Genomic DNA, 23717 nt, shown 5'->3' on the forward strand with positions numbered 1-23717 from the left:
AAAGGCGTGCTGTGCTGCGCACACATGACCTCGGATCCCTTCGTTCCGAGCACATTGGACAGACCGTAACCCTCGCTGGCTGGGTGGGCCGCCGTCGTGATCATGGTGGTGTGGCCTTTGTTGACCTGCGCGATGCTTCCGGCGTGGCCCAGGTTGTAGTCCGCGAGGAAGAAGTGTTCCACGGCCTGCGCAACGAGTATGTCCTGCAGATTATCGGCACGGTGTCCAAGCGGCCCGAGGGCAACGAGAACCCTGCCCTGGCCACCGGCGAGATTGAGGTGATGGCCGAAAAGGTGGTCATCCTCAACACCTCCGACCCGCTCCCGTTCCAGATCGACGAGCACGTTGAAGTGGGCGAGGAAGCGCGCCTGAAGCACCGCTACCTGGACCTTCGCCGCCCCGGCCCCGCCCGCAACCTGCGGCTGCGCTCCGAAGCCAACCGGGTGGCCCGTGAACTGCTGCACCAGGACGGCTTCGTTGAGGTGGAAACGCCCACATTGACCCGGTCCACGCCCGAAGGCGCCCGCGACTTCGTGGTCCCCGCACGCCTGGCCCCGGGTTCCTGGTACGCGCTGCCGCAGTCGCCGCAGCTGTTCAAACAGCTCCTTCAGGTAGGCGGCTTCGAAAAGTACTACCAGATTGCGCGCTGCTACCGCGATGAGGACTTCCGTGCCGACCGGCAGCCCGAGTTCACCCAGCTCGACATCGAAGCCAGCTTTGTGGAGCAGGACGACATCATTGCCCTGGGCGAGAACATCGTGAAGGCACTGTGGAAGCTCATCGACGTCGAAATTCCGACGCCGATCCAACGCATCACCTACCACGACGCCATGGCGCGCTTCGGTTCAGACAAGCCGGACCTCCGCTTCGGCGTGGAGCTTACCGAGCTGACCGAATTCTTCAAGGACACCAACTTCGGTGTCTTCAAGGCGCCCTACGTAGGCGCCGTGGTGATGCCCGGCGGTGCTTCGCAACCGCGCCGCACCCTGGACGGCTGGCAGGAATTTGCGAAGCAGCGCGGCCACAAGGGCCTGGCCTACGTCCTCTTCAAGGAAGACGGCGAGCTGGCGGGACCCGTCGCCAAGAACCTGACGGACACCGAGCGCGCCGGACTGGCAGATGCCGCAGGCGCCAAGCCCGGCGACTGCATCTTCTTCGCCGCCGGCGAGAAGTCCTCCGCCCGCGCCTTGCTGGGTGCGGCGCGCGTGGAGATCGGCCACCGCACCGGCCTGATCAACCCCAGCGACTGGGCCTTCTGCTGGGTTGTCGACGCGCCGATGTTCGAGCCTGCAGCAGCGGCCGTTGCCTCGGGCGATGTGGCCGTCGGTGCCGGTCAGTGGACCGCCGTCCACCACGCCTTCACCTCGCCCAAGCCGGAGTTCATGGACAGCTTCGACACGGACCCGGAGTCAGCGCTGGCCTACGCCTACGACATCGTCTGCAACGGCAACGAGATCGGCGGCGGCTCCATCCGTATCCACCAGAGCGACATCCAGGAACGGGTGTTCGAAGTGATGGGCCTTTCGCACGAGGACGCCCAGGAAAAGTTCGGCTTCCTGCTTGAGGGCTTCAAGTACGGTGCACCCCCGCACGGCGGCATCGCCTTCGGCTGGGATCGCGTGGTGGCGCTCCTGTCCGGCGTTGACTCGATCCGCGACGTCATCGCGTTCCCCAAGACCGGCAACGGCTACGACCCGCTGACCGCGGCCCCGGCCCCGATCACCGCGCAGCAGCGCAAGGAAGCCGGCGTTGATTTCAAGCCGGAGGCCAAGCCGGCCGACGGCAAGTAAAAGCTTCACCCGTTTGACCCCGAAGGCTCTCCCGCAAGGGAGGGCCTTCGGGCTTAACTGCAGAGGAGAGGATCCATGCAGCCCGATCTTTTGGGTCAGCAGGCGTGCACCTATGAGCCCCTGCTGGACGCGGCGTGGCCGTCCGTGGAACGGTTCGACACAGGCGAGTGGGTCCTCCGCGCTGCGGAAGGGGTGACCCAACGGGCTAACTCCGTCTGGCCGCGGAACAGCGCCAAAGCGCCCGTGGACGCGCTGCGCGGGGCTCTGCAGTGGTACCGGGAACGGCGCCTTCCCCTGATTTTCCAGGTCACGGACACACCGGCCAATGCAGGGCTCAATGCCATCCTCGACGGACAGGGCTTCACGCGGCAGTCGGAGACGCTCATCATGGCCAGGCCCGCCGAGGCAGATCCCCTGCGTTTACTGGCCGCTGGTGCTCCGGTGGAGATCAGCGACCGGCCCGACGACGAATGGCTGGCCCTGTGGTGGAGCGTGGACGGCCGGGGCGGCGCGGCAGAGCTGGAGACGGCGCGTGCCATCCTCACCGGCTGCCCCTCCTTGTACGCCATGGTGCGGGACGACGACGGCCGGCCCGCCGCCGCCGGGCGCCTCGCCATGGTGGAGGGAACCGGCGGCGTGTACTGCATGGCCACGTCCCCGGCCCACCGCCGGCGCGGGTACGCTGCCATGACGCTGCAGGCGCTTCTGTCCGCGGGCGATGAACGCGGGCTGGACCACTTTTGGTTGCTGGTGACAGCCGCGAACCATGGTGCGCAGCAGTTGTACGGCCAGGCAGGCTTTAGGGAGTCCGGGCGTTATCTTTACCGCCAGCAGCGGCCCCGCCGGGCACTGACGGGCTGCTGACCCGCCGCCGGCTCCGGGTCCTGCCTATGCCGGGGGGTCGGTGACCTGTACCCGCACTGCGCACGCGTCGGCGGCAGCTTTCCGCAGCACCGCTGTTTTGGGATCGGGGACGTCAAGGTAGGCCAGCCGGGGTAGTCCGGCATAGTCCTTCAGGGCCGGGTGCTCAAGGACGAGGCCCGCCAGGGCCCTGTCGCCGCCGGGAACCACGTATTCGAAGAGCTCGCCGGCAAACATTCGCAGCGCCTGTTCCGCCACGGCATCGACCAGCGCGTCGGCCTGGTTTGCCCGGCGCCGTGCGAACCTCTGCTGTGACTGGCCGCCGGCGGCAGTGCGCGACTGCACATAGGTCGAACCCACCTTGGAAGCCAAGGGTGTTCCCTCACTCACCACTGCCACTCCGTATCCGCCCCGGCGCACCAGCAACAGTCCAAGGCGGCGCGGCTGGGAGGCGAGCGAAGCCAGCCGCTCCAGGTGGTCTGCTCCGCGTCCCGGGCGGCCGTCCGCCGGCCACGGGGCCTGGAGGAGCGCTTCGGTGCCGTCGGACGCCAGAAGGTGCAGCCCGTCGTCGTCATCCTTCACCTGGAATCCGCCATGCGCCGCCCCGAACCTTTCCGCCCAGCCGGCCAGACGGCCGCCCGCGACAAACGCGGTCCGGACGGACGGCGTGCGCTGTCCTCCGGCGGAAGTGCGTGCGGGCATGGGGCGTCCTTCGCTGGGCGGGGGCTTCGGCGGGAAAGCCGAACGACTGGAAGTAGCCTATCTATGTGGATGATCTCTTCGGGCACGGGCCCGGTAATGACGACGACGGCGACGACGGTGCGCCGGCCGCCGGCCGGACAGCCGGGGGAGGAGGCAACGCCTCCCCGCGCGGCCCGCTCGCCGTCCGGATGCGTCCCCGCACCCTTGACGAGGTGGTGGGGCAGCAGCATCTCCTCGGCCAGGGCTCACCCTTGCGACAGCTGGCTGCGGGCGCCGGAGCGGACACGTCCGGCCCCGCCGGACCCACCTCGCTGATCCTCTGGGGCCCGCCGGGAACCGGCAAAACCACCCTCGCGCACGTCATTGCGCGCGGACCGGGCAGGAAGTTCGTGGAGCTCTCCGCCATCACCGCCGGAGTCAAGGACGTCCGGCGCGTTATGGACGACGCGCTCACAGCCCGCGACCTGTACAAGACCACCACCGTCCTGTTCCTGGACGAGATCCACCGCTTCAACAAGGCCCAGCAGGATGCCTTGTTGCCCGGCGTGGAGAACCGCTGGGTGGTGCTGGTCGCGGCTACTACGGAAAACCCCTCGTTCTCAGTGGTCTCACCGCTGCTGTCCCGGTCACTGTTGCTTACGCTCCGCCCGCTGACAGATGCGGATATTGAGGGACTGCTGCAGCGCGCCGTGACCGATCCCCGCGGCCTGAACGGGAAAGTGGACCTCACCGCAGAAGCACTCGACCACCTGGTCAGGCTTTCGGGCGGTGATGCGCGCCGTGCCCTGACCGCCCTGGAGGCCGCCGCCGGCGTGGCATTCGGGGACGCGGACGATGCCGAAGACGAGCCCGTCGCCGTCGACCTGAAGCACACCGAACGCGCCCTGGATGTCGCCGCCGTACGCTACGACCGCGCGGGTGACCAGCACTACGACGTCATCAGTGCCTTCATCAAGTCCATCCGCGGGTCCGACGTGGACGCTGCCCTCCACTACCTTGCCCGGATGCTGGAAGCGGGGGAGGACCCGCGCTTCGTGGCCCGCAGGATCATGATCTCGGCCGCCGAGGATGTGGGGATGGCTGATCCCACCGCGCTGCAGACGGCGGTGGCGGCCGCGCAGGCGGTGCAGCTGATCGGGATGCCGGAGGGGCGGATCATCCTCGCCGAGGCCGTGGTCCACCTGGCCACGGCGCCGAAATCCAATGCCGCGTACATGGGCATCAACAAGGCAACTGCCGACGTCCGGGCAGGCCTGGGGATCGGCATTCCGGCGCACCTGAGGGACGCACACTACCCGGGCTCGAAGCAGTTGGGCCATGGCGTCGGCTACAAGTACGCCCACGACGCTCCGCACGGGGTGGCCGCCCAGCAGTACCCGCCGGACGACCTGGTGGGGAAGGACTACTACCAGCCCACCGCCAACGGCGCGGAACGCGACATCGCGGTCCGGCTGGAGCGGCTGCGGAAGATTGTCCGGGGCAAGTAACCGTCATGGTAGGATGGATGTTTGTCTGGCAAGGCGCGGACGCACAATCTCCCCAATTTTACGTTGAGAAGGTTATGCCTGCGCCCAGTAGCAAAAGGCAGCGGTTGGCCGATGCTCTCCATCGTGGAGGCCAGTAACACTGACACACCGCAGATATTGGAAGGACACAAGTGGCTAACAACACTCGTGCTCGCCGTCAGGCCCGCCTCTCGCGGTCCCTCGGCATCGCTCTGACCCCCAAGGCCGCCAAGTACATGGAGCGCCGCCCGTACGGCCCCGGTGAGCATGGCCGTGCCCGCAAGAAGCAGGACTCCGACTACGCCGTACGTCTGCGCGAAAAGCAGCGCCTGCGCGCCCAGTACGGCATCCGCGAAGCACAGATGACCCGTGCCTTCGAAGAGGCCCGCCGCACCAAGGGCCTGACCGGTGAAAACCTCATCGAACTGCTCGAAATGCGTCTTGACGCCCTGGTCCTGCGTGCCGGCTTCGCCCGCACCATCGCCCAGGCCCGCCAGCTGGTTGTGCACCGCCACATCATGGTTGACGGCGTCCGCGTTGACCGTCCGTCGTTCCGCGTCGGCGAGGGCCAGCTGGTCCACGTCCACAGCCGCAGCGAAACCATGGTTCCGCTCCAGGTTGCAGCAGCAGGCGCCCACCGCGACGTCCTGCCGGCCGTTCCCGGTTACCTGGACGTCAAGCTGGAGGCCCTCCAGGCACGCCTGGTCCGCCGCCCCAAGCGCTCCGAGATTCCGGTGACCTGCGAAGAGCAGCTCGTCGTCGAATTCTACGCACGCTAAATCCCAGCAGCGTATCCAAAGAAGCCCGTGGCAAGCGCCGCGGGCTTCTTTGTATGTAAGGTACTTGGGGGACATCTGCGGAAGCGCGCTTTGCGAAGCATCCGCTGATGGCATGAACCACAGAATTTTCGAGGAGATGAAACGTCTATGTCTGGTGGCGATATTGCCGGCCTGATCGCTGCCGGAGTGTTCGCGCTCCTGGTGCTGCTGCTGGCAGTGCCCATCCTGAAGCTGGGCAAAGTCCTGGACGAGGTGCGCACGTCCATCCGGTCACTGAGCGACGGCGCCACGCCCCTGATGGACGAGGTGACGGCTACCGTGTCCACCACCAACCAGCAGCTGAAGAAGGTGGACGGCATCTCGTCCAACGTCTCGGACGCCTCGGCCAACCTGTCCGCCTTGTCCTCCCTGGTTGCCGCTACCGTGGGTTCGCCGCTCATCAAGGTGGCGGCGTTCAGCTACGGCGTCCGCACCGCCCTGGCCAACCGCAAGAAACCCGCTGCCGGCCGCCGCAGCCGCTGACCTTTCGGAGAACCTGAAAATGAAACGACTTGTCTGGATGGGAATCGGCGTGGCCATCGGCGTCATCGCGTTCCGCAAAGTGACTGAGGCGCAGGCCAGCATGCAGTCCGCCCTCGGCCCGCAGGGCCTGAACCGGGCAGTGGGCCGGCTCACGGATGGAATCTACGATTTTGCCGACGCCATCCGCGACGGCATGCGCGAACGGGAAACCGACCTCCGCGCCGCCCTTGGGGTGGACTCGGACGAACTGGTCCGCCGCTGACCCCGGCGCCCACCCCATGCGGCCCCGCCGCAGCACCTTTTAGAACCAACCGGCAGCAACCGTGCCAACGGAACTGCCACGTGAACGAACTTCCGCGCAGCCGCGTGGACCAAGAAGGGTAAGTAAACAGCTCATGAAGTCGCAGGAGATCACAAAGCGCTGGGTGGACTTTTTTGTCAGCAAGGGCCACACGGCGGTTCCCTCCGCATCGCTGGTCTCCAGCGACCCCTCGCTGCTGTTCACGGTTGCCGGCATGGTTCCGTTCATTCCCTACCTCACGGCCCGCGAGGTGCCGCCCTACTCCCGCGCCACCAGCGTGCAGAAATGCATCCGCACCGGCGACATCGAGGAAGTGGGCAAGACTGCCCGGCACGGCACCTTCTTCCAGATGTGCGGCAACTTCTCCTTCGGCGACTACTTCAAGGAAGACGCCATCAAGTTCGCCTGGGAACTGCTCACCACGAGCGTTGACGACGGCGGCTACGGCCTTGCGCCCGAACTGCTGTGGGTGACGGTCTACGAAGAGGACGACGAAGCCAAGGACCTGTGGCTGAAGAACACCGGTGTCCCGGCTGAGCGCATCCAGAAGATGGGGAAGTCGGACAATTACTGGCACACGGGCCAGCCCGGACCGGCCGGCCCCTGCTCCGAGATCTACTATGACCGCGGTCCCGCCTACGGTGTTGAGGGCGGTCCGCTGGCGGACGAGACCCGCTACATCGAGATCTGGAACCTCGTGTTTATGCAGTACCAGATCGAAAACGTCCGTTCCAAGGAGGACTTCGATGTGGTGGGCGAACTGCCCAAGCGCAACATCGACACCGGCCTGGGCATGGAGCGCCTGGCCATGATCCTGCAGGGCGTCGAGAACATGTACGAGACCGACCAGGTCCGTCCTGTCATTGACAAGGCCGCTGAACTTTCCGGCAGGGAATACACCTCCGCCGAGACCCCTGACGACCCCCACCACACGGACGACGTCCGCATGCGCGTGGTGGCCGACCACATCCGCTCCGCCCTGATGCTCATCTCCGACGGCGTCACCCCCTCCAACGAAGGCCGCGGCTACGTCCTGCGCCGCCTCATCCGCCGTGCCGTGCGTTCCATGCGGCTCCTCGGCGTCGAGCAGGCATGCCTGCCGGAACTGTTGCCCGCCTCCCGGGACGCCATGAAGGGCGTCTACCCCGTGGTGGACACCGACTTCGCCCGGATCAGCCGGATTGCCTACGCCGAGGAAAAAGCGTTCCTGCGCACCATCGCCTCCGGCACGGCACGCCTGGAAGACGCCGTCAAGGTGTCCAAGGCCGCCAACAAGCCGCTGTCCGGCGAGGACGCCTTCACCCTGCACGACACCTACGGCTTCCCCATCGACCTCACGCTCGAGATGGCTGAGGAAGCGGGCCTGAAGGTTGACGAAGCCGCCTTCCGCAGCCTCATGCAGGAGCAGCGCCAGCGCGCCCAGGCCGACGCCAAGGGCAAGAAGGGCGGCCATGCCGACCTCAGCGTGTTCCAGGAGCTGCTTGGCCAGGGCGAGACAGTCTTCACCGGATACACCGAGCTCGACGGCGAATCCCGCGTCCGCGGCATCCTCACCGGAGGCCGGCCGGTACAGCAGGCCGCCACCGGCGACGAGATCGAGCTGGTGCTCGCCGAAACCCCGTTCTATGCGGAAGCCGGCGGCCAGGCGGCCGATACCGGCCTGATTACCGGCGACGGGTTCGTCGTCGAGGTCCTCGATGTCCAGCGCCCGCTCAAAGGCCTCAGCGTGCACAAGGCGATCGTCCGCGAGGGCGAGATCGGCGCAGACTCCCTGGTCCGCGCCGCCGTGGACCGTGAACGCCGCCACGCGGCCGAGCAGGCACACACGGGCACGCACATCGTCCACGCTGCGCTGCACCAGATCCTCGGGCCGGAAGCCACCCAGCGCGGGTCCTTCAACAAGGCAGGCTACCTGCGCTTCGACTTCGCCTGGGGTGAAGGGCTGAGCACCGCCACCCGTTCCGAAATCGAAGAAGTATCCAACCTTGCCATCCGGAACAACTACGCCGTCGAAACCAAGGTCATGGGCCTGGCAGAAGCCAAGGCCCTCGGGGCCATGGCCCTCTTTGGTGAGAACTACGGCAGCGAAGTGCGGGTTGTGGAGATCGACGGCGCGTGGTCCCGTGAGCTCTGCGGCGGAACGCACGTGTCCAACACCTCACTGATCGGCAGCCTTTCGCTGCTGGGCGAACAGTCGGTCGGGTCAGGAAACCGCCGCGTGGAGGCCTTCGTGGGCATGGACGCCTTCCGCCACCTCGCCGCCGAACGCGCCCTCGTGACGGAACTGACGGACATGCTCAAGGTCCCGTCCGGCCAGCTGGCCGACAGGATCGCCACCACGCTTGCCAAGCTCAAGGCCACGGAGAAGGAGCTGGACCGCCTCCGCAAGGAACAGCTGGCTGCTTCGGCCGCGCAGCTCGTGAACAGCGCCAAGGATGCCTCGGGCGTCAGTGTCATTGCCCACGATGCCGGCCAGGTCAGCGGCGCGGACGACCTCCGCGGACTCGCACTGGACCTCCGGAACCGCCTGGGTTCGGCTGCTGCAACCGTGGCTGTGGCCGGTGTTGCCAACGACCGTCCCATGATCCTGGTGGCCACCAATGAGGCCGCGCGGGAGGCCGGGGTCAAGGCAGGCGCGCTGGTCCGGGTTGCCGCGGGCATCCTCGGCGGCGGCGGCGGCGGCAAGGACGATGTTGCCCAGGGCGGCGGAACGGACGCTGCCAAGGTGGCCCCCGCCCTGGCAGCCGTTGTGGACGCCATCGCGCGGCGATAAAAGCACCCATGACCAATCCAACAGCGGCCGGCGAAAGTCCCCAGGGCGTCAAACTGGGGATCGACGTCGGCACCGTCCGGGTCGGCGTGGCCATCTGCGATCGGGATTCGATCCTGGCCACGCCGTACAAGACCCTGGACCGGAACCCGAAGAAAAACTCCGATATCAGGGTCATCGCCAACCTGGTGCAGGAACTCGAGGCAGTACAGGTCATTGTCGGCTTGCCGCGCACCATGAAAGGTGAAGAGCACGCCGCTGCGAGGATGGCCACCGAGTACGCGGTACTGCTCGCGGCAGAGCTGGCAGCACGGTCAATGGCCGTGCCGGTCAACCTCGTGGATGAGCGGCTGAGCAGCGTGACAGCGCACCGCAACCTGCACCAAGCTGGCATGAGCAGCCGGAACCACCGTAAAGTAGTTGATCAGGTCGCGGCGGCAGGCATCCTTCAGCACGCCCTCGACATGCAAAAAGCCAGGGGAGCGGATGTAGGCCGACGCGTCACCGCGCCCTCCCCTTCCGTGGACCTGGGGGTCAACGATGCGGATGAGTCTGTCCGCACCGCCCCGGAGGTCACGGACCGATCTTCAGATAATGGAAGGCAACTGTGAGTCCTGCCAACATTGACGACGCTTCCGGCCCCTTCGACGCCGGGGCAGCGAGGCCGCTGACCCGCAAGGAACTCCGGGCACGCGAGAAGACCCACACCGGGCTCCAGGGCACGGTGCCCGAGCAGGCGTACGAAACAGGGCACGACGTGCCTCCCGTGCCTGTGGATCCGCCCGCCGTGCCGGCGCCCGCAGAGCCACCTGCCGCTGCAGTTCAGGTTGCTGAAGAGCAGCCCGTTCCGGCCGCTCCCGCGACCCCGCCGTCCATCCAGGATGCCCACCAGGATCAGCCGCACCACGATGCCGTCCCCGTGGCGCACCCCGCTCCGCAGCCCGTCGTCCACCAGGACGCCACCAACGGGTCGGATGCCCCCGCAACGGAGATTCACCACGTCGTTCACCAGGACGACGTCCATACTTCCTATGAGCCCGCCCTGGCCGGCCACCAGCACGCAGCGGACGGGCAGCACGACGGCGGCCCCCACTATGCGGACGGGCACTACCAGGAAGGCGTCCACCATGATGAGGTTCTTCATCCCGAAGGCCACTACGAGCAAGGCCACTACGAGCAGGGGCACTATGACGATGGGCACTACGATGCCGGGCACCACGACGACGGGCACCAGGCGTTCCTGCCCGGCCCCGCAGCCGTAGTGGCCAAGCCGTCCAAGAAGGTACGCCGCCGCCGGCGGATGCTGGCGCTGTTCCTCACGCTTGCGGTATTTGTTACCGCAGTGGCCGTCGGCGCGCAGTTCCTGAAGCCGCTGCTGGGCAATGACAAGCCCAGCGACTTCCCTGGCCCCGGATCCGGTGAGGTTGTCGTGACGGTCGAGAACGGCGAAGGTACGCGGTCGGTGGCCAGCAACCTGGAAGACCAGCGCGTGGTGGCGAACGCCGACACCTTCCTGGCGGCGTTCACCGCATCCGGCGGCATCCTGGCTCCGGGCGACTACACGTTCAAGACGGAGATGAAAAACAGCGACGCCGTGAACGTGCTGCTTGGCCAGGACAAAACCAAGGTCATCTACTTTGCCCTCAGTGCCGGGCTCCGCATCGGCGAGTCCCTGCAGGCAATCTCGGAAGGCTCCGGAATCTCCATCCAGGACCTGAAGACCCTCAGCGACCAGCCGGCACAGTTTGGCCTGCCCGCCAGCGCCAAGAACCTGGAAGGCTTCCTGGCGCCGGGGGAGCACCGCTATCCGCTGGGCACCTCCGCCAAGGACATTCTTCAATCTCTGGTGAAAACCACCGTCGACGAGCTTGTCTCCCAGGGGATCACCGATCCCGCCAAGCAGTACGAAGCCGTTATTGTTGCCAGCATTGTCCAGGCTGAGGGCGGCCAGGCAGAGTATGGCGATGTGGCCGGCGCCATCTACAACCGGCTCAAGCCCAATGACCAGACAGGCGGGTTCCTGCAGGTGGATTCCGCAGTGACTTACGGCCTGGGCACCAAGAGCTACAACTTCACGGATGAACAGCGCCAGGACAAATCGAACCCGTACAACACCTATGCGAACCCCGGCCTCCCCCCGGGACCCATCGGTTCTCCGGGAAAGACCGCAATCGATGCCGCCGCCAAGCCGAAGACCAACGACTACCTGTACTGGGTGACGGTCAACCTGGATACCAAGGAAACCAAGTTCTCCAAGACCCTTGCGGAGCACAATGGCTACGTGGAGCAGTACAACGCATGGTGCCAGGCCAACGCCGGCCGCTGCACATGAGCCTCCGGGCAGCCGTCCTGGGCCACCCGATCAGCCACTCCAAATCGCCGGCGCTGCACCATGCGGCGTACAGCAGCCTGGGCATCGGCATCAGCTACACCGCCATCGACGTCACCGAGGAACTGTTGCCCTCGTTGATGCGCCAGGTCCGTGACCAGCCGGGCTGGCGCGGCCTGTCCGTCACCATGCCCCTGAAAGCGGCGATGGTGGGCGAAGTGGATGAGGTCCGTGGCGTGGCCCGGACCTTGGGCGTGGTGAACACGGTCTCCTTTGAGGAGCATGGAAGCGGCTTCCGGACCATCGGCTCCAACACGGACGTGGCTGGAATCGTGAACGCGGTCCGGCACGCAGGTGCCCGGACGCCGTCGGCCCCTGTGGTCCTTGGCGGGGGCGGAACGGCGGCGGCTGCCGTGGCGGCCCTGAAGGAACTCGGGGCCGATTCGGCGCGCATCTTCGTGCGCGACCCCGCACGCACCGCCGAGGTCCGCGGCGCGGCGGACAGCCTTGGCCTCGCCCTCGAGGTGCTGCCAATGGCAGAGGCCGCGGCACCCACGGCCGTTGCCGACGTCGTAATATCCACCCTGCCGCCGCGCGCGGCGGACGGACTGGCCGCCGAAATCGCCGCCCTGAAAACGCCCACACCCGGTGTTTTGCTGGATGTGGCCTACGATCCCTGGCCCAGCCTGATCGCTTCCGTGTGGCAGGCCGGCGGCGGCGCCGTGGTGCCCGGCCTTGAGATGTTGCTGTACCAGGCCGTGGAACAGGTGCGCCTGTTCAGCCGGCTCGAAGAGGAAGTTAACGCATCTGTCATAGATGTGATGTGTGACGCAGTCGGCCTACCCCGACGGGCGTTGTGACCGCCATACGTGGCAGGATGGAAAATATGTTGCGTTGGTTGACTGCCGGTGAATCCCATGGTCCGGCTCTGATGGGAATTATTGAAGGCGTCCCCGCCGGTGTGGAAATCACCAGCGGGCACATCGCCGATTCACTGGCCCGCCGGCGCCTGGGCTACGGACGCGGCGCACGGATGAAGTTCGAACAGGATGCCGTGACCATCCTGGGCGGCGTACGGCACGGAATCACCCAGGGCGGTCCTGTCGCCATCCAGGTGGGCAACACCGAATGGCCCAAATGGGAACAGATCATGGCATCGGACCCCGTTGATCCCGAGCTGCTCGCGGACCAGGCCCGCAACGCTCCCCTGACGCGTCCGCGTCCCGGCCACGCCGACTTCACCGGAATGCAGAAATACGGCTTCGACGAGGCCCGCCCCGTCCTGGAACGCGCCAGTGCCCGTGAGACGGCCACCCGCGTGGCCCTGGGCACCGTCGCCGCGCAGTTCCTCAAGCACCTCGGCATTGAACTCGTCAGCCACACCGTCTCCATTGCCAGTGTCACGGTCCCGGAAGGACGGTCGCTGCCGGTACCGGCAGATGTGCTGGCACTGGATGCAGACCCGCTGCGCTGCTTCGACCGCGAAACCTCCGACGCCATGGTGGCGGAGGTGGACGCCGCCCACAAGGAAGGCGAAACCCTGGGCGGCGTTGTTGAAGTCCTCGCCTACGGACTCCCGCCCGGACTGGGCAGCTACGTCCACTGGGACCGCCGGCTTGACGGCAGGCTTGCCGCTGCCCTGATGGGTATCCAGGCGATCAAGGGCGTGGAAGTGGGCGACGGCTTCCTCACCGCCGCACGCCGCGGCTCCGCCGCCCACGACGAAATCGTCAAGGACTCCGACGGCCGGATCACCCGCACCAGCAACCGGGCCGGCGGCATCGAGGGCGGCATGAGCATCGGTGACGTGCTTCGCGTCCGTGCCGCCATGAAGCCCATCGCCACGGTACCCCGCGCCCTGAAGACCATCGACGTCAGCACCGGCGAACCCGCCAAGGCCCACCACCAGCGCTCCGACGTCTGTGCCGTGCCGGCCGCCGGCGTTGTTGCTGAAGCCATGGTGGCGCTGGTCCTGGCTGAAGCTGTCACCGAAAAGTTCGGCGGCGACTCCGTGGCGGAAACCGCACGGAACATCAAGGGTTACCTGGACAACATTCCGGCGTCCCTGGACTCGATCGGCCAGTAAGTGCCCCACCGCAACAAAACCCTGTCCATGGGCCGTCCGGTGGTTCTCATCGGGCCCATGGCCGTCGGCAAATCCGCCATCGGACACCAGCTTGCGCAGCAGTTGGGAGTCCCGTTCGTGGACACCGACGCCGTTATCGTCGCCGCCCACGGATCCATCGCAGACATCTTCGCCGGCCGCGGCGAACATGCCTTCCGGGAGATCGAGGCGCGCACAGTGGCCGACGTCGTAGAAGCGGCAGACGGCACCACCACCGTCATTTCCCTCGGCGGCGGGGCCGTCCTGGACTCCGGGACGCAGCAGCTGATTGGCCGCTGCACCGTGGTGTACCTCGAGTGCGACGCTGACACCGTTGCAAGCCGCATCGCCCGGAACTCCGGACGGCCCCTGCTCGCGGGGGACGCGATGGGCCGCTGGACAGCCATGTTCGCCACCCGCAAGCCGGTCTATGAGCGGCTGGCAGATATCACCCTGGACGTGCGCCACGGCTCGGTTTCCGAGCTGGGGCGCCGACTGGAAGCAGCACTGCGGGACTACGCAGCTGCCAAACAGGAAGTTGAAAAGTGAGCGCCGAATCAACAGTCATCAAGGTCACCGGCGAATCCGCCGCCAACAACTACGACGTGGTGGTGGGGCGTGGACTGCTCGGTGACCTTCCCGGCCTGCTCGGTGAGCGGGTCCGGCGGGTCCTGGTCATCCATCCCCGTGCCCTCCGGCTCACCGGCGATACCGTCCGTGACGAGCTGGCCGCGGCAGGTTTCACCTCGCTGACCGCTGAAATTCCCGACGCCGAAGAAGGCAAGCACATCCAGGTGGCCGCCTTCTGCTGGCAGGTCCTGGGGCAGAACGACTTTACGCGCTCCGATGCGATCGTGGCCGTCGGGGGAGGGGCCGTCACGGACCTTGCCGGCTTCGTCGCGGCCACCTGGCTGCGCGGCGTCAAGGTCATCCACATGCCCACCAGCCTCCTGGGCATGGTGGATGCCTCCGTGGGCGGCAAAACTGGCATCAACACCGCCGAGGGCAAGAACCTGGTGGGGGCGTTCCACCCGCCCGCCGCCGTGCTGGCGGACCTCGATACGCTGGACACGCTGCCCAGGAACGAGATCATTTCCGGCATGGCGGAAGTCATCAAGTGCGGCTTCATCGCCGACCCCGCCATCCTTGACCTCGTCGAAAAGGACCCGGAAGCCGTAGCGGACCCGCAGTCGGCCGTCCTCCGCGAACTCATTGAGCGGGCCATTGCCGTGAAGGCAAAGGTGGTTTCGGAGGACCTGAAGGAGTCCGGCCTGCGCGAGATCCTGAACTACGGCCACACGCTGGGCCATGCCATCGAGCTGGTGGAGCGCTACTCCTGGCGCCACGGGGCCGCTGTCTCCGTGGGCATGATGTTCGCTGCCGAGCTTGCCCGCAGCGTGGGCCGGCTCAGCGATACCGACGCCGACCGGCACCGCAGCATCCTCGACGGACTGGGGCTCCCTGTCACCTACCGCAAGGACCGATGGCAGGGCCTGCTCGACGGCATGCGGCGGGACAAGAAGTCCCGCGGCGACCTGCTGCGCTTTGTGGTCCTGGACGGTGTGGCCAAGCCGGGGATCCTCGATGTTCCGGATACGTCGCTGCTGTTCGCCGCCTACCAGGAAATTGCTTCCTGATGCAGGGCGACATGGAAGGTACAGCAGACTGGCCGGAAGCCGGGTTCCCTGGCATCCGAATCAACCCGGAGACCCTGCTGCCCGAAATCGTGAACGAGGACGCCTGCCGGGAAGCCCTGGCCGTCTCCACCGACCCGGCTGACCACATCTTTGTGCTGCTGGTGGAAGGCCATGCCGCCGAGGCTGCCGAACTGCTGGCCGAGGCCCGGTTCAAGGATCCGGAGTCCTTCCGGCTGCGCGCCTTCGAAGCCGAAGTGCTGCGGGTGTCCAACCGCATGGACCGGGCCGTGGAGCTGTTCCGGCAACTGCTCGCCGAAGTACAGGGGACGCCCCGTGAAGCGCTGGTCCTGCAGTTCCTGGGCAAAACCCAGTACACGGCGGGCCAGACCTCGGCGGCAGTCGAATCCTTTGCCCGCGCCCTGGATCTGCGGGTGGCCGAATCGGCAGATGCCGCCCTGATCTACTCCTCCACCGTGGCGCTCCAGCGCGCCCGGGACGTGCTGGAACTGGCCTGCTGACGCCGGACTGCGCACCTACCGGGACGACGCACCGGGGGCACCCCAGATTTACCGGTAGAATGGTATTTGAATTTTTTCGAACTCCGATTTTTGACAAAGACGAGCTGGCACGCCGCCTGGCCTGCCGCCCGGCATACAGCGTCTGACAACGCGACCAGACAGAGAAACCAGAGGATACCAGTGGCAACCACTAACGACATCAAGAACGGAACGGTCCTGAAGCTTGAGGGCCAGCTCTGGAACATCATCGAATTCCAGCACGTCAAGCCGGGCAAGGGCGGCGCCTTCGTACGGACGAAGATGCGCAACGTGATGTCCGGCAAGGTCGTGGACAAGACGTTCAACGCCGGACTCAAGATCGAAACCGCCACCGTGGACCGCCGTGACTACCAGTACCTGTACCAGGACGGCGCGGACTTCGTGTTTATGGACACCTCCGACTACGACCAGATCACGGTCTCCGGTGCCACTGTTGGCGACGCCACGAACTTCATGCTCGAGAACCAGATGGTTAACATCGCCATCCACGAAGGCACCCCGCTGTACATCGAACTGCCGCCGAGCGTCGTCCTCGAAATCACCTACACCGAGCCGGGCCTGCAGGGTGACCGCTCCTCCGCCGGCACCAAGCCCGCAACCCTGGAAACCGGCTACGAGATCCAGGTCCCGCTGTTCATCGAGAACAACACCAAGGTGAAGGTGGACACCCGCGATGGCAGCTACCTTGGCCGGGTCACCGAGTAGTGAGCGCCCGCGGTAAAGCCCGTAACAGGGCCCTGGATGTACTCTTCGAAGCCGAGCAGCGTTCGGTTTCGGCTTTCGACGTGCTCCGGGCACGCCGGGAGAAGACTGACCAGATCATCAACCCCTACACCCTCGAGATCGTCGAAGGCGTGCTCTCCCAGCAGACCGCCATCGACGAATTCCTCGAAACCTATTCGCAGGGCTGGAGCCTTGAGCGTATGCCGTCGGTTGACCGCATCATCCTCCGCATCGGCACCTGGGAGCTCCTCTACAACGACGACGTCCCGGACGGCGTGGCGGTAAGTGAAGCAGTGGCGCTGGCCAAGACGCTCTCCACCGACGAGTCGCCGCAGTTCATCAACGGCCTCCTTGGCCGCCTGCAGCAGCTGAAGCCCTCCCTGCTGGCATAATCGCAGGACGTCAGACACCAAAGAGCCCCGGCCAGGTCACCCTGGCCGGGGCTCTTTGGTGTCCCCCTTTGTGACGCCACCGCCGCGGGTCCGAGGCAGCCCTATAGGATTTATCCATGCAGAATGCCTTGGACAGCACCGATGCGGTGCCTCCTGCCCGCCGTTCCGGACGCGCAGTCAGCCGCCAGGTGCTTGCCGACCACGTCTATACCGAACTCCTGACGTCCCTCATGGACGGCCGGCTGGCCCCGGGATCTGCAGTGAGCATCGACGGAACTGCCCGGGATCTTGATGTTTCCCCGACTCCGGTCCGCGAAGCGCTTGCCCGGCTGGAGCACACCGGGATGGTGCGCCGGGTTGCCCTGAAGGGCTACCGGGTGGCCCCGGTCTTCACTCAAGAGGATTTTGCCGAGTTGATGGAAGCCCGGCTGGCCATCGAACCCGTCAACGCGCGGCTCGCATGTGAACGCATGGACCAGAGGGGCATGGCGGAGTTGAAGCAAGCAGTGGAGGACCTGAAGTCCGCTCCCCGCGGTCCTTCCTTCGCCGAGTTCAAGGAGTACCTTGAGGCCGACGAGCGGTTTCACCAGCTGATCGCGCGGCAGACCGGTAACCAGTTCATGGAGGCCGCCTACTCGGCGCTCGGTGGCCAGATCCAGCGGTTCCGGCTTTTCGGGGGAGTAGGCATCACCGACGCCGAATGCGCCATCGCTGAGCACCAGGCTGTCCTGGACGCCTTCTCGACCAATGAGCCCGGGAAAGCGGAGGCGGCCATGGCTGCCCACATCCAGCAGGTCCGGTCACGGGCGATTGCTGCTGCCCCCGAAAGCTAGTCCCGCCCCGGGCGCAGACGACTGAAGCCCCGGTAGCCTCCTCCCGCCCCGACGCCTTCCCCGAGTGTGACCTTGACAACATCTTCCTCGATAGTAAATCCTATAGGAAACACGATCTAGGAAAGTGAGACTTGCGTGGTTTATACCGCAGACAATTGGCCCATCACTGCAGCACTGCTGCAGTTTCCGGCGACCGATGCCGCAGGCGTCCACGTCAACGACGCTGACGCTTCGGCGTGGGCAGCAGTCCTGGCAGAGGTGAAAGAGGCAGGCTTCGCGAACGCGGACCTCACGGACAGCTGGGTGCGCCCCGGTGACCTCGGCAAAACGCGGCTTGCTGAGTTCAAGCAGGCAGCGGAAGAGGTAGGCATCGGAATCCCGGTCATCTCCGCCATCCGCCGCAGCGTCATCGAGGAAGGCAGCTGGGAAGCCAACCTTGCCTACAGCCACCGCACCATAGACGCCGCCGCTGAACTCGGCTGTGAGGTTGTGTCCTTCGGGCTTCACCAGGCCATCACTGCCGAGCAGCAGAAGCAGCTGTGGTTCTGGACGGTGGAAGGCTACAAGGATCCCGCGGGGGACAAGGAAGCGTGGAACAACGCGGTGACCCGCCTCCGTGAACTTGGCCGGCATGCAGCCGAGGTGGGCGTACTGCTCTCGCTCGAAATGTACGAGGACACCTACCTTGGCACTGCTGATTCCTCAGTGCGGCTGGTCCAGGACATCGGCCTGCCGAATGTAGGCCTGAACCCCGATCTTGGGAACCTGATCCGGCTCCACCGGCCCATCGAGGACTGGCGGGAGATGGTGGCCAAAACCCTGCCGTACTCGAACTACTGGCACATGAAGAACTACATCCGCGACGAGGACCTTGCCCGCGACACGTACGTCACCATGCCGGCGCCAATGGAAAGCGGCCTGATCAACTACCGCGAGGCTTTCAAAGTGGCACTTTCCGTGGGTTTCCAGGGCATCCTCTGCACCGAGCACTACGGCGGCGACGGGCTGAGCGTGACGGCCAGCAACCAGGACTACCTCCGCCGCCACGTTCTCCCCAAAACGGACGGATACACGCTCGGCAGCAGCCAGGTGGCCCAGGGGCGGCAGCAGCCCACCGCCGCTGAACTCACCAGCGTGTGAGCCTGCCGGCCTTCGAACCGGACACGAAACATCACCAAGGATTCAATGAGGAACCATGACCCAGATTTTTGACAACCCCGCAGACTTTGCGGATGAGGCATTGGACGGCTTTGTGGCAGCCAACCGCGGGTACGTTGCCCGGGTGGACGGCGGCGTTGTCCGCTCCACGGAGGTGCCCGCCGGCCAGGTGGCCCTGGTGGTGGGCGGCGGCTCCGGCCACTACCCGGCCTTCGCCGGCCTGGTGGGCCCGGGCCTGGCCGCCGGCTCCGCGTGCGGCAACATGTTCGCGTCCCCCTCGGCCGGGCAGGTGTACCGGGTGGCCAAGGCGGCCAATGCCGGCGGCGGTGTGCTGCTGAGCTACGGCAACTACGCCGGTGACGTGCTCCATTTCGGCCAGGCGGAGCTGCGGCTTAAGGCAGAGGGCATCGACACAAGGACCGTCCTGGTCACGGATGACATCGCCAGCGCGCCCATCGACCAGATTGAAAAACGCCGCGGCATTGCGGGTGACCTGACTGTCTTCAAGATTGCCGGCGCTGCTGCGGAGGCGGGACTCGACCTGGACGCAGTGGAGCAACTGGCCCGGCGGACCAACTACCGCACCCGCTCACTGGGCGTGGCCTTTGACGGGTGCACGCTGCCGGGAGCGGACGAGCCGCTGTTCCATGTTCCCGCGGGGCAGATGTCACTTGGCCTGGGGATCCACGGCGAACCCGGCATCTCGGAGCATCCCATGCCCACCGCTTCCGGGCTCGCACAGCTTCTCGTCTCCGGGCTCCTGGCAGACAAGCCCGATGACGCAGGGAATCGTGTGGTGGCCATCGTCAATGGCCTGGGGACCGTCAAGTATGACGAACTGTTCCTGCTGTTCGGAAAGATCGAAAAACTCCTCACCGCCGCCGGCCTCACTGTCGTGGAACCGGAGTGCGGAGAACTGGTCACCAGCCTGGACATGTCCGGCCTTTCCCTGACCCTGCTATGGCTGGACGAGGAACTGGAACGCTATTGGGCGGCTCCCGCCGATACTCCCGCGTTCCGCAAGGGCAGCCTGGCACCGCGGGCCCGCCGGGAACTGGCCGGGCAGGCAGAGGCGGCCGCCGGCGAAGACGAAGAGACGACGGCGGCAGCAGCCGCCTTGGGCCGGTTGGCTGCCGGCGTGCTCGCCCAGGTCCGCGACGTCGTCGTCGAACATGAGGCGGAACTGGGCAGGCTGGATGCGATTGCAGGCGACGGCGACCACGGCATCGGCATGCGGCGCGGCGTGGACGCCGCAGCGGCAGCAGCCAAAGACGCAGCGGAGTCCGGAGCTTCCGTACAGCGTGTGCTGGCCGCAGCGGGCGAAGCCTGGAGTGAACGGGCCGGAGGAACGTCCGGGGCGCTCTGGGGCTCCGCCGTGCTGGCTGCCGGAATGAGCCTCGGCAACAAGGAGTCGTACGGTGACGGGGATGCGGCCTCCGCGGTCACCGCCTTCGTGGACGCCATCACCGCCCTCGGCAAGGCAGAACCGGGCGACAAAACCATGGTGGACGCGCTGCTGCCTTTCCGGGACGCGTTCCTGGCCTCGTCCAATGGGGGCGCCACCGCAGCTGCGGCCTTGGCTTCCGGGGCAGCTGCCGCCAAGGAAGCTGCCGGCCAAACCGCATCCCTGCGGCCGCTGAAGGGGAGGGCCCGTCCGCTGGCGGAGAAGAGCCTCGGCCATCCGGACCCGGGCGCAGTTTCCTTCGGGCTCATCACTGCCCGCATCTCCGGTTACTTCACGACTGGACTGACTGACTACTCACTGCTGGCCGACTCAACGGCCGGAAACGGAGCACAAGCATGAGCGCACACCAAGGCGCGGCAGCAGGCTGGCGCATCGTCATCGGAAATGACGAAGCCGGCGTCGAATACAAGGAGGCGCTGAAGGCGCTGCTCGAAGCGGACAGCCGCGTGGCATCTGTAGTGGACGTGGGTGTCGGCACGAATGACGCCACGGCGTACCCGCACGTCGCCGTCGATGCCGCCCGCAAAGTGGCCGACGGCGAAGCGGACCGTGCCCTGTTGATCTGCGGCACCGGCCTTGGCGTCGCCATCGCAGCCAACAAGGTACCGGGCATCCGCGCCGCGACCGCCCATGACGGCTATTCCGTGGAGCGGTCGGTCCTGAGCAACAACGCCCAGGTCCTCACCATGGGCCAGCGCGTCATCGGCCTTGAACTGGCCAAGAAACTGGTGGGCGAATGGCTCGACTACCGCTTTGACGAGACCTCGGCGTCCGCTGCGAAGGTGGACGCCATCTGCTCCTACGAACCCGATTACACGAAGGCAGTCTGATCATGACGGAAACAGCAAGCACCTCATCAAACCCGGAAAACCCTGCTCCCCTTAGCGAAAACAGCGCCCGGAAGATCGCCGTCGTCGGCTCCGGCTACATGGGCGGCGGGATCGCCCAGGTCCTGGCCCTTGGCGGCGCCCGGGTGGCACTCGCGGACGTGTCCGCGGAGGTGGCGCAAAGCAATTACGAACGCCTCCTCACCGAGTCGGACCAGTTCGTGGCCGACGGACTGTTCCCGGAGGGTTCCACCGAAATCCTGAAGCAGAACCTGTGGGCTGCCAAGGACATCGAAGAAGCCGTGGCGGACGCTGACTTCATCGAGGAGGCCGTCCCCGAAGTCATCGCGATCAAGCACCAGACCCTGGCCCGCATCAGCGCCGCCGCCAGGCCGGATGCCATCATCGGCTCCAACACCTCCACCATCTCCATCGCCGAACTGTCCGGTCCCGTGACCAACCCGGAGCGCTTCCTGGGCGTGCATTTCTCCAACCCCTCGCCCTTCATCCCGGGCGTGGAAATCATCCCGCACGCCGGGACCGCTGCCGCAACTGCGGGGGCTGTCCGCGAGCTGGTGCACGCGGCCGGCAAGCAGACCGCAGTGGTCAAGGACGTCACCGGATTTGTGCTCAACCGCCTGCAGTACGCGCTGTTCCACGAAGCCGCGCAGCTGGTGGAGCAGGGTATCGCGACGGCGGACGATGTGGACACCCTTGTCCGCACCACCTTCGGTTTCCGGCTGCCGTTCTTCGGACCGTTCGCGATAGCGGACATGGCCGGCCTGGACGTGTACAACTTTTGCTACAAATCCCTGCAAACCGACTTCCCGGAGCGTTTTGCCACCCCAAAAATCCTGAGCGACCTGGTGGACGCCGGAAAGCTGGGGACCAAGACCGGAGCCGGCTTCCTTAACGTCCCGGCAGAGCGCACACCCGAGCTGATCGCTTACCGCAACAAGGCCTATGTGGCCATGCAAAAGCTGCTCGAGGACCTCGGCCCCGCGCCCATCAGCTGATCCAGTCCGACCTACCCAGGAGCAACCATGAGCAGCTTTCCCATCGAGCGCACAGCCATAGTCACCGGTGCGGTCTCCGAGCGCGGCATTGGCCGGGCCACCGTCCCCCGTTCCCTACCTGGAGCTGGACGCGGCCGAATGGGACCGCGTCCTGAATATCAACCTGAACGGCGTCCACTACGCCACCCGCCGGGCGGCCGAATCCATGGTGAAGAACCGGATCGGACGGATCGTCAACATTTCCTCCGTTTCAGCCCAGCGTGGAGGCGGCACCTACTCCAAGACGCCCTACTCCGTGGCTAAACCGTGTGCAGCTTCCTCGCCATCGGTCCCATCGCCTGGTCCTATCCCACGGCGTTCCTTACCGGGACGGCCGCGGCCGCAGGAATCGGCCTGATCAACTCGCTCGGAAACCTCGGCGGCTTTGTTGCGCCTATCCTGCGCACCAGCGTTAACGGGATCGCGGCCGACTCCACCGGCTCCGCAGGAGTCCTGGCCCTGGGCGTGCTTCCGTTCCTGGCCGCCGTCATGATGTACGCCACCAAGCGGTTCCGCAACAAGGCCGACGATCTGCTCGACACGAAGTGAGTACTTGCTTTGCCTGAAAACAGCACCGGAATGGCACTGTCCGTGACCGGCACCACGTACATCGGGGTCAGCACCAAGATGTACCTGGGCTACCGGGATTGCCTGGAATGGCTGGAGCAGGTCCGGAACGCAGTGGACTCCCGTCCGGCCCTGGCGGCCGGGCGGGTGGTCCCGTTCGTGATTCCGGCCTTCCCGATGCTTCCGGCCGCCGCCGCGATCCTGGCAGGATCACCGGTCCGCCTCGGAGCCCAAAACTGCGGTTGGGCGGACGGCCCCTGGACGGGGGAGGTGTCGCCCTCACTCCTGGCGGAACTCGACGTAAGCCTCGTGGAGATCGGGCACGCTGAACGCCGCCGGTATTTCGGCGAAGACAGCGTACTGATCGCCCGTAAGGTCCGGGCAGCGGATGCTGCCGGCATCACACCGCTGGTGTGCGTGGGTGAGGAAACCTGCGACGACGGCACTGTTGCAGGCGCGACAGCCGCCGCTGCTTTCGTTTACCAGCAAATTGCCGACGCAGTGGGCGGCGACTGGGCGCTGGCCTCCCGGCTTGTAATTGCGTACGAGCCTGTCTGGGCGATCGGGGCGGCCGAACCGGCCGGCGGCGACTACGTCTCCACAGTGGTCCGTTCACTGCGCGCCCTGCTCAACGCGCATAACGCGGAGGCGGGCGCAACGCTGGGAGACCTGCCGATCATCTACGGCGGCTCGGCCAAGCCGGGGCTCCTGCCCACGCTCGACGGCGTGTCCGGCCTTTTCCTCGGCAGGTTTGCCCACGATGCCGCGAACCTCGGCAGGGTGCTCGATGAAGCACTCGCGCTGGCACCTGCCGGCCTTCCGTCAACACCGTAAAACCGT

Annotated in this window: 23 protein-coding genes and 2 pseudogenes; 24 read left to right on the forward strand and 1 reads right to left on the reverse strand. The window is 66.1% G+C overall.

The window, feature by feature from the left end; all coding sequences use genetic code 11:
- The first annotated feature begins 11 nt into the window (after positions 1-11).
- The gene (gene aspS, locus ARTSIC4J27_RS09310) at positions 12-1790 is read left to right on the forward strand and encodes an aspartate--tRNA ligase (RefSeq protein WP_050054927.1); all 1779 of its coding nucleotides are present in this window, start codon (positions 12-14) and stop codon (positions 1788-1790) included.
- A gap of 75 nt (positions 1791-1865) precedes the next feature.
- Complete coding sequence (locus ARTSIC4J27_RS09315) at positions 1866-2654, forward strand: GNAT family N-acetyltransferase (protein WP_050054928.1); 789 nt, start codon at positions 1866-1868, stop codon at positions 2652-2654.
- Positions 2655-2678: 24 nt separating this feature from the next.
- Here the strand turns inward: ARTSIC4J27_RS09315 and ARTSIC4J27_RS09320 are convergent, their stop codons facing one another.
- Positions 2679-3353, reverse strand: a complete 675-nt coding sequence (locus ARTSIC4J27_RS09320) for an acVLRF1 family peptidyl-tRNA hydrolase (protein ID WP_050054929.1) — start codon at positions 3351-3353, stop codon at positions 2679-2681.
- A gap of 65 nt (positions 3354-3418) precedes the next feature.
- On the opposite strand from ARTSIC4J27_RS09320, the gene ARTSIC4J27_RS09325 reads away from it, so the two are divergent.
- The 22 genes and pseudogenes from ARTSIC4J27_RS09325 to ARTSIC4J27_RS09425 all read left to right on the forward strand — a co-directional run bounded on the left by ARTSIC4J27_RS09325 (position 3419) and on the right by ARTSIC4J27_RS09425 (position 23711).
- Entirely contained in the window at positions 3419-4840 is a 1422-nt protein-coding gene (locus ARTSIC4J27_RS09325) for a replication-associated recombination protein A (protein ID WP_050054930.1), read from the forward strand.
- 170 nt (positions 4841-5010) lie between these two features.
- Entirely contained in the window at positions 5011-5637 is a 627-nt protein-coding gene (gene rpsD, locus ARTSIC4J27_RS09330; RefSeq protein WP_050054931.1) for a 30S ribosomal protein S4, read from the forward strand.
- Positions 5638-5784: 147 nt separating this feature from the next.
- On the forward strand, positions 5785-6159 hold the full coding sequence (locus ARTSIC4J27_RS09335) for a DUF948 domain-containing protein (RefSeq protein WP_050054932.1): 375 nt from the start codon (positions 5785-5787) through the stop codon (positions 6157-6159).
- Between the two features lie 19 nt (positions 6160-6178).
- On the forward strand, positions 6179-6421 hold the full coding sequence (locus ARTSIC4J27_RS09340; protein ID WP_235436614.1) for a hypothetical protein: 243 nt from the start codon (positions 6179-6181) through the stop codon (positions 6419-6421).
- Between the two features lie 133 nt (positions 6422-6554).
- A complete protein-coding gene (alaS, locus tag ARTSIC4J27_RS09345; protein ID WP_050054934.1) occupies positions 6555-9233 on the forward strand; it encodes an alanine--tRNA ligase in 2679 nt (892 codons plus the stop codon).
- A gap of 8 nt (positions 9234-9241) precedes the next feature.
- Positions 9242-9841, forward strand: coding sequence for a Holliday junction resolvase RuvX (ruvX, locus tag ARTSIC4J27_RS09350; RefSeq protein ID WP_050054935.1), 600 nt, complete (start codon positions 9242-9244; stop codon positions 9839-9841).
- On the forward strand, positions 9838-11562 hold the full coding sequence (gene mltG / locus ARTSIC4J27_RS09355; RefSeq protein ID WP_050054936.1) for an endolytic transglycosylase MltG: 1725 nt from the start codon (positions 9838-9840) through the stop codon (positions 11560-11562). Before ruvX ends, mltG begins: the two co-directional genes overlap by 4 nt.
- Positions 11559-12419, forward strand: coding sequence for a shikimate dehydrogenase (locus ARTSIC4J27_RS09360; RefSeq protein ID WP_050055164.1), 861 nt, complete (start codon positions 11559-11561; stop codon positions 12417-12419). Before mltG ends, ARTSIC4J27_RS09360 begins: the two co-directional genes overlap by 4 nt.
- Before the next feature lie 26 nt (positions 12420-12445).
- Complete coding sequence (gene aroC / locus ARTSIC4J27_RS09365) at positions 12446-13645, forward strand: chorismate synthase (RefSeq protein WP_050054937.1); 1200 nt, start codon at positions 12446-12448, stop codon at positions 13643-13645.
- A 27-nt stretch (positions 13646-13672) separates the two neighbouring features.
- Entirely contained in the window at positions 13673-14212 is a 540-nt protein-coding gene (locus tag ARTSIC4J27_RS09370) for a shikimate kinase (RefSeq protein WP_200900794.1), read from the forward strand.
- A complete protein-coding gene (aroB, locus tag ARTSIC4J27_RS09375; protein ID WP_050054939.1) occupies positions 14209-15300 on the forward strand; it encodes a 3-dehydroquinate synthase in 1092 nt (363 codons plus the stop codon). Before ARTSIC4J27_RS09370 ends, aroB begins: the two co-directional genes overlap by 4 nt.
- Positions 15300-15818 carry a tetratricopeptide repeat protein gene (locus ARTSIC4J27_RS09380; RefSeq protein ID WP_050054940.1) on the forward strand — a complete coding sequence of 173 codons (519 nt, stop codon included), beginning with the start codon at positions 15300-15302 and terminating at the stop codon, positions 15816-15818. Before aroB ends, ARTSIC4J27_RS09380 begins: the two co-directional genes overlap by 1 nt.
- Before the next feature lie 180 nt (positions 15819-15998).
- Entirely contained in the window at positions 15999-16562 is a 564-nt protein-coding gene (gene efp / locus ARTSIC4J27_RS09385; protein ID WP_050054941.1) for an elongation factor P, read from the forward strand.
- Positions 16562-16972, forward strand: coding sequence for a transcription antitermination factor NusB (gene nusB / locus ARTSIC4J27_RS09390; protein ID WP_050054942.1), 411 nt, complete (start codon positions 16562-16564; stop codon positions 16970-16972). Before efp ends, nusB begins: the two co-directional genes overlap by 1 nt.
- A gap of 116 nt (positions 16973-17088) precedes the next feature.
- The gene (locus tag ARTSIC4J27_RS09395; RefSeq protein ID WP_050054943.1) at positions 17089-17805 is read left to right on the forward strand and encodes a GntR family transcriptional regulator; all 717 of its coding nucleotides are present in this window, start codon (positions 17089-17091) and stop codon (positions 17803-17805) included.
- Between the two features lie 135 nt (positions 17806-17940).
- Complete coding sequence (locus ARTSIC4J27_RS09400; RefSeq protein ID WP_050054944.1) at positions 17941-18945, forward strand: sugar phosphate isomerase/epimerase family protein; 1005 nt, start codon at positions 17941-17943, stop codon at positions 18943-18945.
- A gap of 55 nt (positions 18946-19000) precedes the next feature.
- Positions 19001-20767 carry a dihydroxyacetone kinase family protein gene (locus ARTSIC4J27_RS09405; RefSeq protein ID WP_050054945.1) on the forward strand — a complete coding sequence of 589 codons (1767 nt, stop codon included), beginning with the start codon at positions 19001-19003 and terminating at the stop codon, positions 20765-20767.
- Positions 20764-21258: a ribose-5-phosphate isomerase gene (locus ARTSIC4J27_RS09410; RefSeq protein WP_050054946.1), complete on the forward strand. Its 495-nt coding sequence runs from the start codon at positions 20764-20766 to the stop codon at positions 21256-21258. The genes ARTSIC4J27_RS09405 and ARTSIC4J27_RS09410 overlap by 4 nt, the downstream gene beginning before the upstream one ends.
- Positions 21259-21260: 2 nt before the next feature.
- Positions 21261-22271, forward strand: a complete 1011-nt coding sequence (locus tag ARTSIC4J27_RS09415; RefSeq protein WP_050054947.1) for a 3-hydroxyacyl-CoA dehydrogenase family protein — start codon at positions 21261-21263, stop codon at positions 22269-22271.
- An 82-nt stretch (positions 22272-22353) separates the two neighbouring features.
- Positions 22354-22575: pseudogene (locus tag ARTSIC4J27_RS22115) on the forward strand (SDR family NAD(P)-dependent oxidoreductase); the annotation flags it as partial.
- Between the two features lie 2 nt (positions 22576-22577).
- Positions 22578-22859, forward strand: a pseudogene (locus tag ARTSIC4J27_RS09420) (MFS transporter); the annotation flags it as partial.
- A 30-nt stretch (positions 22860-22889) separates the two neighbouring features.
- Positions 22890-23711 (forward strand): triose-phosphate isomerase family protein, encoded by an 822-nt coding sequence (locus tag ARTSIC4J27_RS09425; protein ID WP_050054949.1) that lies wholly within the window; start codon positions 22890-22892, stop codon positions 23709-23711.
- Positions 23712-23717 lie beyond the last annotated feature (6 nt).

The sequence above is a fragment of the Pseudarthrobacter siccitolerans genome, assembly GCF_001046895.1.
In the GTDB taxonomy this organism is placed as follows: Bacteria; Actinomycetota; Actinomycetes; order Actinomycetales; family Micrococcaceae; genus Arthrobacter; species Arthrobacter siccitolerans.

Bases quoted from the DNA above. Each gene is read 5' to 3' on its own strand.
- ARTSIC4J27_RS09425 (WP_050054949.1), top strand. From the start codon at position 22,890: ATGGCACTGTCCGTGACCGGCACCACGTACATCGGGGTCAGCACCAAG.
- ARTSIC4J27_RS09410 (WP_050054946.1), top strand. From the start codon at position 20,764: ATGAGCGCACACCAAGGCGCGGCAGCAGGCTGGCGCATCGTCATCGGA.
- ARTSIC4J27_RS09395 (WP_050054943.1), top strand. From the start codon at position 17,089: ATGCAGAATGCCTTGGACAGCACCGATGCGGTGCCTCCTGCCCGCCGT.
- alaS (WP_050054934.1), top strand. From the start codon at position 6,555: ATGAAGTCGCAGGAGATCACAAAGCGCTGGGTGGACTTTTTTGTCAGC.
- ARTSIC4J27_RS09370 (WP_200900794.1), top strand. From the start codon at position 13,673: ATGGGCCGTCCGGTGGTTCTCATCGGGCCCATGGCCGTCGGCAAATCC.
- ARTSIC4J27_RS09315 (WP_050054928.1), top strand. From the start codon at position 1,866: ATGCAGCCCGATCTTTTGGGTCAGCAGGCGTGCACCTATGAGCCCCTG.
- ARTSIC4J27_RS09335 (WP_050054932.1), top strand. From the start codon at position 5,785: ATGTCTGGTGGCGATATTGCCGGCCTGATCGCTGCCGGAGTGTTCGCG.
- ARTSIC4J27_RS09380 (WP_050054940.1), top strand. From the start codon at position 15,300: ATGCAGGGCGACATGGAAGGTACAGCAGACTGGCCGGAAGCCGGGTTC.
- ARTSIC4J27_RS09360 (WP_050055164.1), top strand. From the start codon at position 11,559: ATGAGCCTCCGGGCAGCCGTCCTGGGCCACCCGATCAGCCACTCCAAA.
- ARTSIC4J27_RS09320 (WP_050054929.1), bottom strand. From the start codon at position 3,353: ATGCCCGCACGCACTTCCGCCGGAGGACAGCGCACGCCGTCCGTCCGG.
- ruvX (WP_050054935.1), top strand. From the start codon at position 9,242: ATGACCAATCCAACAGCGGCCGGCGAAAGTCCCCAGGGCGTCAAACTG.
- ARTSIC4J27_RS09405 (WP_050054945.1), top strand. From the start codon at position 19,001: ATGACCCAGATTTTTGACAACCCCGCAGACTTTGCGGATGAGGCATTG.
- ARTSIC4J27_RS09415 (WP_050054947.1), top strand. From the start codon at position 21,261: ATGACGGAAACAGCAAGCACCTCATCAAACCCGGAAAACCCTGCTCCC.
- ARTSIC4J27_RS09340 (WP_235436614.1), top strand. From the start codon at position 6,179: ATGAAACGACTTGTCTGGATGGGAATCGGCGTGGCCATCGGCGTCATC.
- aroC (WP_050054937.1), top strand. From the start codon at position 12,446: ATGTTGCGTTGGTTGACTGCCGGTGAATCCCATGGTCCGGCTCTGATG.